The organism is Acinetobacter tjernbergiae DSM 14971 = CIP 107465 (assembly GCF_000374425.1).
Lineage (GTDB): Bacteria > Pseudomonadota > Gammaproteobacteria > Pseudomonadales > Moraxellaceae > Acinetobacter > Acinetobacter tjernbergiae.
The window spans coordinates 25,484-38,491 of sequence record NZ_KB894363.1; the positions used below are offsets into that span (position 1 = coordinate 25,484).

Sequence of the window (13,008 nt, forward strand, 5' to 3'; positions counted from 1 at the left end):
AAGTTCGCTTGATCTTTAGACCTAAAACTGTATACCTTTAATTACTTAACTTTCGTTTATTTGTTGGATAGCAACAGTGACCCAAAAACTTGATCAAATGACTGCAACAACTTTATCTTTAACACCAACAAACACGATTACAGCGAAGATCAATTTATTACCAAGTGCCTTTGAGCAAACGGATATTCAAGCAACACTCACGAAAACAGCACTTCGTCCAGAGCAACTCACCCACATTCTCAATTTAGCTGAGATTCCAAGTTCAACGAAACGCATCAAACCCCTTAATAACTTTCTTGGGCAAGATCGCGCACGTGCTTCAGTTGAAGCAGGTATTTCCTTACCATATTCAGGCTATAATATTTTTGCAGTCGGCACAGCAGGTCTAGGCAAACGAACCATGATTAAGCGTTTGCTTCAGCAGCACGCCAAAACCATGCCAACGCCAAATGACTGGGTCTATGTCAATAACTTCAAAAACCCAAGACAACCAATTGCGCTGCGTTTCCCCGCAGGACAAGGCACAAAATTTCAAAATGCATTACAACAAGCATGGCAGATCATTCTAAAGCAGTTAGAACGCCGTTTTAGCGCAGAAAGTTATCACAATCGTATTGAGCGTATTCGTCAAGACACGGGTGATGTACAACAACAAGCGTTGATAGAACTCACAAAAGAGGGGCAAGAGCTCGATTTAAAATTGATTTCTCGTGATGACAAACACGTCTTTATTCCAATGCAACTCAGAGAGAATGAATATCAAGAATTAACAAAAAATGATCTTGATGCTCTGAGCAGCAAAGACCGCGCTGAAATCACATCCAACATGCGTTATATGGAGAAAAAGCTAGAACGTTTAGGCTTACACCTTGGCGATTTAGAAGATGATGCGCGCGATCAAGTATCGATTTTAAACCGTGACATTGCGACCCAAGTGGTTACGCCACGCATGGAATCAATTTTAAATAAAAATAAAGAAGTCAAAGGTCTCGATGTATATCTAAAACATTATGCTGAGGACATTATTGATAATGTCGAGCTAATTTTAGAGCAAGAAGAAGATGACTTTACACCTGCTTTATTCAACCGTGTTCCTTCACGCTATCAAGCCAATGTGATCGTTGCCAATAAACCCAATAGCGGTGCACCTGTTATTTTCGAAGATTTTCCAACACACTACAATTTATTGGGTCATGTTGAGCAACTTACACACAATGGTACGATTACCACTGATTTCACCTTAATTCGCCCAGGTTCATTACATCAAGCCAACGGCGGCTTTTTAATCCTTGAAGCAGAACAATTGCTTGAACAACCTTATGCATGGCAAGGTTTAAAACGTGCATTAAAATCAGGACAGCTCAAACTTTCATCTTTGGAACACATGCTCACCTTAACAGGCAGTATTTCGATTGAACCTGCTTCTGTTCCCCTTGATCTTAAAGTTGTTCTATTGGCAGAACCTGAAATTTATTATGAAATTTTAGAAGTCGAACCTGAGCTAGGTAGTGTCTTTAAAATTCGCGCTGACTTTACCGATACCTTGCAACGCAATAACAGCAATGAACAAGCCTATATGCAACTGATTGCAGACTATGTTCAAGCAGATAAATTACTTCCATTTGATCGTTCAGCACTTGCAGCTTTGCTCACTGATTCTAGCCGTCAGGCAGAAGATCAAAGTTCACTCTCTCTACATGCCTCTACACTCGGCGATTTAATTCGTGAAGCACATCATCATGCCTTTAAAGCCGATGACAAAATCGTCACTGATCAGCACGTTAATCAAGCCTTGCACCATCGCCAATATCGCTTAGGCTATTTAAGAGAGCTTTACTGGCAAGATCTCTCGCGTGGTACGCAGCTCATTGAAACCACAGGACATCGCCTGGGTCAAATCAATGCCTTGTCTGTAATTCACTATGCAGATGTTGAGTTCGGTTTACCCTCTCGTCTCACCGCATCCGTCTATCAAGGTGGCGGCGATATCCTCGATATTGAACGCAGCGTTGAATTGGGTGGTTCACTACATGCCAAAGGCGTGTTACTGATGTCGAGTTTCTTAAAAGCTCATTTTGGTCGTGCGCAGATTCTACACTTCTCTGCAGCTTTGGCTTTTGAACAAAGCTACGGGCAAGTGGATGGCGATAGTGCCACTGTTGCAGAACTGTCAGCTTTAATCTCTGCCATCTGTCAAATTCCAATTGATCAGTCATGGGCAATTACAGGCTCAATGAATCAACTCGGTCAAGTTCAACCGATTGGTGGGGTCAATTCCAAAATTGAAGGTTTCTATGATGCCTGTAAACTTCAAGGTCTAACAGGTAAACAAGGCGTGATTATTCCACGTCAAAACATGCAACATTTGATGCTACGCCAAGATGTGATTGACGCAGTACAAGCAGGTCAATTCCATGTACATGCCATTGATACAATTGATCAAGCTTTAGAAATTTTAATGGCTCGCCCTGTTGGAACACTCGACAAGAAAGGTCGATATAGTAAAAACTCAATTTATGCGGCTGTCATGCAACAATTAGAGTATTGGCAAGCGATTGAAGATGGTGAAGCTGTTGAGGACGATGAGCCAAAGAAAAAGAGAAAGCGCAAGAAAACCAAGAAAGATGATGCTGATGCAAAAACTTTAGAAGATTCTACCGTTGAAGCGAAAAGCTTAAAAATGCTCAGTAAAAAAAATAGGTCATAAAGAAAAAGCCATGTTCTTTAGAGAACATGGCTTTTTTGCTTAAGCAACGCCTTGCAAAGAGCGCCCACCTGGCAATTGAGCAAAATATTGTTTCAGTGCATCAATACAACGATGTACTTTCATTGGATATTGTTCACGCTTCGAGGTTAAAGCATGTAGCGTATAAGCAGGAAGTTGCCAATCAGGTAGAACTTCGACTAAAGACCCATTGATCAACTCTTTTTGAATATCCATATAGAGAATACGCGCAATACCATGCCCTTGTTGACACAATGATTTTGCGACAAAAACATTATTGGTACTTAGACGTGTTTTCATATCGACATTGACAACTTCATTACTCAAACCATGACGGAATGAGAAATGTTGATAATTTTGCATCAATGTGACAGGTAATAACTCATGATTACGCAAATCTTCAGGACGTGTAATTGATGATGATTGATTCAAATAGCTTGGTGAAGCAACTAAGACCTGATCGACCCGCGCCAAAGGTACAGCACACAACTGTTGATCATCAACTTTTAAACTCATCCGAATAGCAATATCAATACGTTCTTCAATCAAATCAATATAGCGATGATCTGCTTCAAAATGAATGGCTAATCCTTTATGCGCTGACATCCAGTGAGAAAGTGCAGGTATGACATGCAACGCACCCAACTCAGGTGTGGTTGCAATACGCAAATCACCAACAAGATCATCACGTAATTCATTAATACGAATTTTGCCACGTTCAGCTGCTGCCAACATTTCTTGGCAACTGAGAAAAAAAGCTTGCCCAGCTTCAGTGAGACTGAGTTTCCGAGTTGAACGGTGAAGTAAAGTGACATCCATTTCATGTTCTAAAGAACGGATCTGCTGACTGACTGCACTTGTTGTAATCCCTAGTTCTCGCGCTGCACCACTAAAAGAACTTTTTTCAACAACGCAAGCGAAGACCCCCATTGCACGCAATTGATCTAACATAGACTTCCCTCTTAATTTATTAATATGCTTATTGTTCTAATTAAAGCAATTCACAAGAGTATACAGGGAAGTCTATTTTTTAACTAGATATTATCAACAATTTGTTAAAAGCCTATTAACAAGTTCATCTAATTTGGTAAAACCGTGGTTGGGTTTACAGGTTTTCCATCTAAACGGACCTGAAATTCAAGCATGATACGAGATGCACCAGAAGATCCCATCTCTGCAATTTTTTGCCCTGCTGTCACATTATCACCACTTTTTACTGACATTTTGCTGTTGTGCGCATATGCGGTGATATAACCATCAATATGTTTAATCAACACCAAATTTCCATATTCTTTTAAGCCATCAGCAGCATAAACCACTTGTCCATTTGCAGCAGCAAAAACAGGATCACCTTCATTGCCACCATAACGTGTTCCTTTGACATTATTTGCCAAATTAAAACTTTGAATAACTGCTCCATTTGATGGTTTTACCCAATGCAAACTCGAAGCCAGAGTCGTTGATGTAGGCGTTATAGGATTTGTTGGAGCAACTTTAGGGACAACAGGTTGTGTTTTTGGAACAACGGGTTGCTGTTGAGGCGGTAAATTAATACTTTGACGTTGAATTGGCGTTGTCTGTGCGACTGCTTGTGTAGATGTCGTTCTTTGTGCAACAGAGCCTTTTAAACGTAATGATTGATTGACATAAATTCGATAAGGTGGCGCAATATCATTCAGCGCAGCCACATCTAAATAATTCAAACCATAACGATTTGCAATCGCGCTCAACGTATCGCCAGAACGTACGGTGTAATAATTTGGTGCTTGCTGTACATAACGATTACCACCTTTTGCTTGTGGTTTTGATGCACAACCTGTAACGACAACAATGCTTGTTACTGCCATAGACAACACAATGGTTTTAATCATTTTTCGTGATAGAAAAATCGAGACATGGTTTAAATGCATCTTTGCCCTCATCGAAAAAACCTTGATCTATTTGCGCCTAAGAGTATCAAAAAAGTGAGAAAAAACGAGCTCTCACTTTCTATATTCACAAAGTTATAACATAGCAACCGTTAACCATTTACATGAAGATGTAAATTGTCGAGTACAGCATAATTGGTTGCATCCATTTGAATGGGTGTGATACTCACAAAACCATTCGCAACCGCGAAAAAATCTGATTGAATATTACTTGAAACAGATTGAGGTTCTGTGACAGCTTCCCCCGCTAAACCTATCCAATAGACCTGACGACCACGTGGATCGACATGACTACTAATCGGTTTGGACTGCGCTCTACGTCCTTGATAAGTGATTTGTGTTCCTTGAATTTGCTCAACATCAGGAATATTAATATTAAAGATATGACGTGGCGGTAATATCGGTAGACCCTTTGTGATAAAATCGTGCACCCATTGTGCAGCTTTAGCATAATGTTGGGGATGCTCATATGAACGTACATTTGAGCCTGCTAATGAAACCGCAATCGCTGGCTGCTTCATTAAACGTCCTTCAAAAGCAGCACCGACAGTCCCCGAATACAGCACATCATCACCCAAGTTTGCGCCACTATTAATACCACTGACAACAAGATCAAATTCAAAATCGAATAGACCATTCATTGATAAATAAACACAATCTGCGGGTGTTCCATTCACAGCCCAAACATCCTCTGCAATTGGGATCGGTCGTAAAGGACGATCTAAAGTTAAGGCACTTGAGTAACCGCTACGCTCACTTTCAGGTGCAACCACGACTACTCGACCTAAAGGCTTTAACGCTTGTGCTAGAGCCTGTAAGCCTGGTGCAAAAACACCATCATCATTTGCTATTAAAATATTCACTTTGATCCTGTCTCTTCAAATGTTACTACGTAGTTTTTTCAATTGAATTATTCAGTGAATTATATATATTTGTAACTTCATAGTATTAGAAATTTATGCCGCCATGAGACATTTATCTACTTTTATCCGTGTTTTAGGGGTAAGTTTTTCACTTCTAACAGCACCCGCAATTTTTGCAAACACAACGGTTTCAGCTAAAGAAGCAGACGCACTCATCAAAGATGATATTGCCAATGCGCAAGTCCTCATTGAAATGTGCCCAAGCTTAATTGGAAAAAATGCTAAATTTGACGAAAACATCAAAAAGATGGTGGGTTCTTATTTAAGCACCTATTCTGATAAATCAGCTTCCCTTGAGAGTCTACAAAAGGACGGAGAATTCCAATCTTTATTGAAAGATGCTCGTGACGCAGCGAAGGAAGTTGAAAAAGCTGAACAAAAATCAGTATGTGAAGATGTATTGAATTTTGAAGGCTAATGATTAAATTCAAAATTTGTGGTTTTAAATTTTAATATTTAAAGCCACACAACTCCACTTCCCTACAGCAAACATACAATTTATTCATATTTTTATGCTATAAGCTATTCAAATTCTTTAAGTCTTGTTTCTGAGTTTGAATTCTTATGAAGAAAAATGTTTTCAAAACACTAGGTTTATCATTGTTGATTGCCTCTAGTATTCTCACAACAACAGCATTTGCCGCAGAAAAAAAATCTGAAACTGAGAAAATTGAAGTCACCCCAACCTCAGAGGGCGTTACCCCACAAGAACTCGCTGCGATTTATGTTTTATCTGAAATCTGCCCCGATCTGATTGGTAAAGATTTAAAATTTAATAAAGCATATGACAGCTTAGTCAAATCTTATTTATCCAATGAACCCAACGCTGTAGATATTCTAAATAAGCGTGCCGCAACCAAAGAGTTTCAAGCACCTTTGGCAGAAGCACGTAAAGATGCTAAGGCTGCATCCGAAGATGATAATCGCCAAATTTGCGATGATGTTCGAAATTATTATTCCAAGTAACTGATTAGTTACAATACTGCATGAAAAAGCCGCCATCTACCATAGAAGTCGGCTGTGCTTTATCCTAAAATGCTAGGCTCATCTGCTTCACACAAGATATTGGAACCACCTAGAATGACTCAAAAAAGCGCTCTTGCTGCATTATTACTTTTGCCAAGCCTTTCATATGCAGCGACTGTCCTACCGTCTCCACCAGAATTAAATAATAAATCCTATGTATTGATGGATTATGAGACTGGACAAATCCTTGCTGCAAAAAACGAAAATGAAAAACTTGCACCTGCGTCTATGACTAAAATGATGACAAGCTACATCATAGAACAAAAACTTTTAAAGGGTGAATTAACAGACAACGAACAAGTCCGTATGAATGAATCAGCATGGTGTCGTGGTACCAGTGCTGAATCATGTATGTATGTACCATTAAATGGTACAGCAACTGTTCTAGAAATGTTACGTGGTATTATTATTCAATCAGGCAATGATGCATCTAAAGCAATGGCTGAACACATTGCGGGCAACGAAGGTACATTTGCCCATATGATGAACCAAGAAGCCAAACGTATTGGTATGATGAATACTCATTTCATCAATGCAACAGGTATGCCTGCTGAAGGTCATTACTCAACTGCTAAAGATATGGCTGTACTAGCGCAACATATTATTAAAGATAGCTCTAAATACTACCCGATCTATTCGGAAAAAGAATTTACGTTTAATGGTATTAAACAAGGCAACCGTAATGCCCTGCTTTATACAGATCCAAGTGTTGATGGTTTAAAAACGGGTCACACTGATGAAGCGGGTTATTGCCTAACCACTTCGAGTAAACGTGGACCAATGCGTTTGATCTCAGTAATCTTTGGCACACCAAGCATGAATGAACGTGCCAATCAAACTCGTACATTATTAGCATGGGGCTTTGCGAACTTTGAAACAGCAAATGTACAACCTGCTAAACAAGTACTTGCTAAAGCCAAAGTATGGTTTGGTAAAGAAGATAATGTTCAAATTGGTCTAGCTGAAAACTTCAATGTAACGATGCCTAAAGGTCAAGCGGATAAAATCAAAACTCAGCTTGTGGTTCAACCTAAACTCAATGCACCTTTAGCCCAAGGTCAAGTCGTCGGGAAATTGGTTGCTAGCCTTGATGGTAAAGTCATTGCAGAGAAACCACTGGTTGCATTAAAAGCTGTTGAAGAAGCAAGCTTCTTTGCACGTATGATTGACCATATCAAAATGTTCTTTAGCAATTTATTCTAATTTTAGAATAGACTAATTAAGCATTCATGCTCTTGGGCATGAATGCTTTTTTATTTTATAATTCCTCTAAATTTTCCAATTGAACACTGCTATGTCAAACAACATTCGTCCTTATCTAGATCAAAAACCTGATGTTGATTCAAGCTGCTATGTTGATGATATGTCTGTGGTAATTGGTGATGTCAAATTAGCTGAAAATGTTTCTGTTTGGCCCTTTGCCGTAATCCGCGGTGATGTGAATTCAATTCAGATTGGCAAAAATAGTAATGTACAAGATCATTGTATGTTGCATGTCAGCCATAAAAATCAAGCTAAACCGAATGGTTCTCCGCTCGTCATTGGTGAAGATGTAACTATTGGTCATCATGTGACTTTACATGGTTGTACCATTGGCAATCGTGTCTTAATCGGGATTAATACCGTCGTTTTGGATGACGTGATTATTGAAGACGATGTGATGATTGGTGCTGGTAGTCTTGTTCCGCCACGTAAAGTGTTAAAAAGCGGTTATCTCTATGTCGGTAGTCCAGTACAGCAAGTTCGTGCACTGACTGAAAAAGAGATGCAGTTCCTTCCTTATTCAGCACGTCATTATGTGAAAGTGAAGGATAATTATTTAGATCAAATTGATCCGTAGTTTTTTTAAAACTACAGATTTCATATATTGGAATAAAAGGCACATATTCTCTATTCTTCTTTTTGTATTAAGATTTTTTAGGAGAAAAATAATCATAGGATTATTCACAGTTCTGTTAATTACATCTACTCATGCTACAGAATTAGAAAAATGTGCAGGTATAGAATATGCAGCTGATACATTAATGACATTCCATCAGATGGGATCTGATGTCGAAAAAGCAAAGGAATTTATGCTCAATTATTTAAATAAAAAGGTGAAATATTTAACAGAATAGTTGATGAAGTGAAGAACTCTCCTATTTATACAGATGAAAAATAAGCTGAAAAGGCTATAGAAAATTTTAAAAATAAATGGAAAAAATACTGTTTAGAAAATGATTAAAATTAATTGTGTTTTGTTGATACTCACTATATCGATTTAACACATAAAATTAAATTCAACTACCACATTATATCTATTTAACTACTAGCCTCCTTTAAATTCTCATAAACACTCTAATCTAGATTATCATAATTTTTAAAAAAATTTGTAACCCCTTAAATTATTCAAGCTAAATTCCATTTTTCTACACAATTTTACATTAGGCTACATGCAAAATAATTTGATTCTTTTTTGGGGCATTTAAAATGAAACATCCTCTCTATTATGGAAAACTGAGCGCACTCAGTTCGGCATTACTCAGTATAAGTTCTTCAATTTTTGCTGCCGATACCAATACAACGCCTCCATCTGCCGAACCCACAGTTCAAACTTTACCGACACTCTCCGTTGAAGTATTTTCAGAACCACAAAAACAAAAAGATGATGACATCAGTGCAGTTCCTAAGACAGTGATTACCCGAGATGAAATGCTGCAATATGGCGATCAATCCATCATGGATGCTTTACGCCGTGCGGCAGGTTTTCAACTTCCAACGCCTGGACAAGGTCCTCGTGGTGGTGGCGGTGCTTCTGGAATGCGTTTTCGTGGTGGCGCTGGCCCGACATTCTTAATCAACGGCGAACCAGTGCAAGGCGGCCCTCGTGGTGGGATGTCTATCATTGACACCATTACCCCTGAAATGATTGAACGTATTGAGATTGTTAAACAACCAAGTGTTGCTCAAGCTTCAGTTGCATCATCAGCAGTGATCAATATTATTTTAAAAGAACCACTGGATAATCGTATAAGTGGTTCGGTAAAAGTAGGTTATGGGCTACGCAGTAGCCAACAACAAGAGTCTGAAAATAAACAAATTAATATTCAAGCAGACGGTCGTGACAACGCATGGTCATATAGTGTTTCTGCAAATCAAATGTGGGTTGATAATACATCACTCACTAAAACTGAAACGGCAACAGGAACACGTGAACAAGCACGTACTGTCAATCGCACCATGCAAATGTTTGCACCTCGCTTGCAATATGATCTTGATGATCAACAAAAATTGATTGCTGAATTATTCTATCGCAACATCAAAATGAATGGTTATTCAGCAAATCAAACACAAGATGATAAGAATGATAGTATTCGTTTAAACACGCGCTATGAACGCAAAGACAAAGATCTGAGTGATAAAATTCGTTTATCAGTAGAACGTCAGACCGAAACGCAGCTTACACGTTCTTTTCAAAATACTATTTATACCGATGAAACCATTAATGAATATGGTTTAGCTTATGATGGTATGCGTAAATTAGATCCAGATCGTCAAATTAAATTTGGTGTTGACGCACGTAGTAATAATCTAGATAGCAATGTAAGTGATAGCCTAGATGAACAACGCTATGCCCTATATGCTGAAGGAAGCTGGCGTTTCACTGATCGACAAACCATTACTTTAGGTGCGCGCCAAGAATGGTTAAATCGCTCAGGTTTAGTCGATTATCAAGATCAGCATTTGAGCCCAGTATTGGCTTATCGTTTTGATCTGACCGAACAATGGTCGATCCAAACGAACCTAAGCCAAGCGTTTAACAGCCCAAAGACAGACCGCCTCATTCCAAATGTGACAGTTTCTACAGATAGCGATGCCGGTTCATTAAACAATCCAGATCGTGGTGGAAATCCAAACTTAAAACCAGAAAAAACCCGTGCTGCTGAATCAACACTAGCATATGACTCTGCAAGTGGTGGTGTCAGCTTAACTGCATATCATCGTGAAATTAAAGACTACATCGAAAAGGTGATTGCGCTTGAAGGTTCACGTTATGTCGAGCGTCCACAAAACCAAAATGAAGCAACAACATATGGAGTTGAACTTTCTGGACGTTATGCGTTGAAACAAACAGATGCGGGTCATTCATTTATGCTGAATGGGCAAGTATCAACCATCCGTGCCAAAGTTGAAGATGAACAACACAATCAACGTTTAGTGAGTGATGTTGCACCCTATAATGCAAGCGCAGGTTTATCTTATAACTTTAAGCCTTGGCAACTTTCTACCAGTATCAATGTGAGCTATACTCCTGAATTCACTCGCGGCTTAGATAATCAACCTTATGATCGAACCACCAATGAACGCTTTGGTGTAGATCTGAGTGCAACTAAACGCTTTACTCATGGTTGGGCAGCAAGTTTGAATCTGAACAATGTATTAAGCACGGATTATAAAGAACGATTGACCAACCAATCTGATGGTAGTTTATATCAAGCAAGAACAAACCAAGGCATGCCTAGTTTCCAATTCTCTCTAGAGAAAAAATTCTAACTTTTCTGCCAAGACTACGTTGATTCTTGATCAACAAAAGCCAGCTATTTTTATAGCTGGCTTTTTAGACTTCAAGATAGATATTAAAAATTGAATTAAGAAAACTCCCAATATTGGGAATGCTATGATCTGTATTCTACTTTCATCAGCGCTTAGAGGATAATATGAGAGCCGAACTCAAAGCCAAAATCGTGCAGGTCTGCGATGCAAAAATTGCAAAAAAAGGCAGTAACGTCGGACTTTCGTTCTATGCTTTCTTTGCCAATAAAAATGATGATCCTAAATGCTTAATGGAAGCTGCCCATTGGTGGATCATAGAGCATCGACTTAATCATTTTGAAAAAGCTGACAAGATTAAAGCACTGGTCTTAGCCCAATCCGATTAATTAAAGACTTAATACACATCTCGTTGATAACGCTGTTCCTGCTTAAGCTGTTCTACGTGCTCATGCCCTAGAATCTCTTTTAGAACGTGATCCACACCGCTCGCCATGCCTTGCAAACTACCACAGACATATATTGCTGCACCTTGTGCAATCCATGTCTGTAATTGAACCGATTGTGTTCTTAGGCAATCTTGCACATAGACTTTTTCAGCTTGATCACGTGAAAAAGCATAATCCACCTGATCCAGAAAACCATGCTGCTGCCAATAGCGAATCTCTGTTTGGTATAAATGATCAAACTGCTGCTGTCTTTCACCAAAAATCAGCCAATTTTTTTTATATCCCCAATGCTCACGTTGACGTAAATGTGCGACCAGACCTGCGATTCCCGTACCATTGCCGATTAAAATCAGTGGTCGCTCATCATGAGATAAATGGAAACTTGGATTATGGCGTATATTGGCTTGCAGCAATTGGTCTTGCTCCAACCCCACTGTCAACCAACCTGAACCTAGTCCTAAACCTGATTCACTCTGTTGTTGCCTCACCACCAATTCGATTAAACCATTTTCAGGTAGGCTTGCAATTGAATACTCACGCTGGGCTAATGATTCAAACTGTGTAATCCATTCTGCAAATAAAAGCGAAGCTCTAGGCGGTAACTTTCTTAAATTTAAGCGGCGTAGTTGAGGGATGAAATCCACTGCATCTTCTTGCTGTTGCGCTACCAAAAAATTCTGAATATCAGCCGTATTATTTTCACATTGAATCTCTAAAATATCACCTGATGACCAAACCAAATCTTGTTCAGGAATCAATTGGATTTTATAAATTGCATCCCCAGTACTGCCTGTATTCAGGCATTGGCGATGAGCAAATCTTAATTCCACGTGCTCTTTTTCAATAGATAGTGCTGAAAATTGAGTGGTGGTTAATTGCTCCAAGCCAAGCAACCATTGTTCTAAATCACGACTATTAAGCTGATCGACACAAACAGTCGAAAATAGAGCCTGAGCTTGCTGCTTCAATAACCATTGTTCTAGTGTTTTTCCAAACTGACAAAAATTCGCATAGCGTTGATCACCCAATGCAAGCACTGCAAATGATAAGTGCGATAAATCTAAAGATTGGGACAATATTCTATGGACAAATGACTGGGCTGCATCAGGTGCATCCCCTTCTCCATAAGTACTCACCACCCATAGAATACGTTGATGTTGGGTTAAATCAGTAATACTCAGTTCTTGAATATTTCGAATTGCAGTGTGATGATCAATTAAACGCAATTGTTCAGCCGTATGCTTTGCCCAAGATTCAGCATGACCTGATTGACTGGCATACACCACTAAATAAGCAGGATGATCTTGATTGGCTTTTTGCTTCGCATAACGTTGTTGCCATAACAACCAAACAATTATAAAAAGATGTAGACTCAATAATATTGCCAATATCACAATAATTGTCAGTACAGCTTGAGTCATCCTTTC

General features: G+C 39.0%; 11 protein-coding genes. 7 read left to right on the forward strand and 4 right to left on the reverse strand.

What is annotated here, in order from left to right; translation table 11 throughout:
• The first annotated feature begins 76 nt into the window (after positions 1–76).
• Positions 77–2,707, forward strand: a complete 2,631-nt coding sequence (locus C502_RS0109460) for a Lon protease family protein (protein ID WP_018678586.1) — start codon at positions 77–79, stop codon at positions 2,705–2,707.
• A 39-nt stretch (positions 2,708–2,746) separates the two neighbouring features.
• Here the strand turns inward: C502_RS0109460 and C502_RS0109465 are convergent, their stop codons facing one another.
• The 3 genes from C502_RS0109465 to surE form a co-directional block, all read right to left on the reverse strand.
• Complete coding sequence (locus C502_RS0109465) at positions 2,747–3,676, reverse strand: LysR family transcriptional regulator (RefSeq protein WP_018678587.1); 930 nt, start codon at positions 3,674–3,676, stop codon at positions 2,747–2,749.
• Between the two features lie 128 nt (positions 3,677–3,804).
• The gene (locus tag C502_RS0109470; protein WP_018678588.1) at positions 3,805–4,635 is read right to left on the reverse strand and encodes a peptidoglycan DD-metalloendopeptidase family protein; all 831 of its coding nucleotides are present in this window, start codon (positions 4,633–4,635) and stop codon (positions 3,805–3,807) included.
• Between the two features lie 110 nt (positions 4,636–4,745).
• Positions 4,746–5,516: a 5'/3'-nucleotidase SurE gene (surE, locus tag C502_RS0109475; protein ID WP_018678589.1), complete on the reverse strand. Its 771-nt coding sequence runs from the start codon at positions 5,514–5,516 to the stop codon at positions 4,746–4,748.
• 103 nt (positions 5,517–5,619) lie between these two features.
• On the opposite strand from surE, the gene C502_RS0109480 reads away from it, so the two are divergent.
• From C502_RS0109480 to C502_RS0109510, 6 genes are all read left to right on the forward strand, one after another.
• The gene (locus C502_RS0109480; RefSeq protein ID WP_018678590.1) at positions 5,620–5,994 is read left to right on the forward strand and encodes an MCR_0457 family protein; all 375 of its coding nucleotides are present in this window, start codon (positions 5,620–5,622) and stop codon (positions 5,992–5,994) included.
• Positions 5,995–6,140: 146 nt separating this feature from the next.
• Positions 6,141–6,542 (forward strand): MCR_0457 family protein, encoded by a 402-nt coding sequence (locus tag C502_RS0109485; protein ID WP_018678591.1) that lies wholly within the window; start codon positions 6,141–6,143, stop codon positions 6,540–6,542.
• A gap of 114 nt (positions 6,543–6,656) precedes the next feature.
• Positions 6,657–7,805 carry a D-alanyl-D-alanine carboxypeptidase PBP5/6 gene (gene dacC / locus C502_RS0109490; RefSeq protein WP_018678592.1) on the forward strand — a complete coding sequence of 383 codons (1,149 nt, stop codon included), beginning with the start codon at positions 6,657–6,659 and terminating at the stop codon, positions 7,803–7,805.
• Positions 7,806–7,896: 91 nt separating this feature from the next.
• Positions 7,897–8,442, forward strand: coding sequence for a gamma carbonic anhydrase family protein (locus C502_RS0109495; RefSeq protein ID WP_018678593.1), 546 nt, complete (start codon positions 7,897–7,899; stop codon positions 8,440–8,442).
• Positions 8,443–9,071: 629 nt separating this feature from the next.
• Positions 9,072–11,135 (forward strand): TonB-dependent receptor plug domain-containing protein, encoded by a 2,064-nt coding sequence (locus C502_RS0109505; protein ID WP_018678595.1) that lies wholly within the window; start codon positions 9,072–9,074, stop codon positions 11,133–11,135.
• A 164-nt stretch (positions 11,136–11,299) separates the two neighbouring features.
• Positions 11,300–11,521 (forward strand): DUF6500 family protein, encoded by a 222-nt coding sequence (locus tag C502_RS0109510; protein ID WP_018678596.1) that lies wholly within the window; start codon positions 11,300–11,302, stop codon positions 11,519–11,521.
• Between the two features lie 8 nt (positions 11,522–11,529).
• Here C502_RS0109510 and C502_RS0109515 read toward each other — a convergent pair whose 3' ends face one another.
• A complete protein-coding gene (locus tag C502_RS0109515; RefSeq protein WP_018678597.1) occupies positions 11,530–13,002 on the reverse strand; it encodes a sulfite reductase subunit alpha in 1,473 nt (490 codons plus the stop codon).
• Between the last annotated feature and the right edge of the window lie 6 nt (positions 13,003–13,008).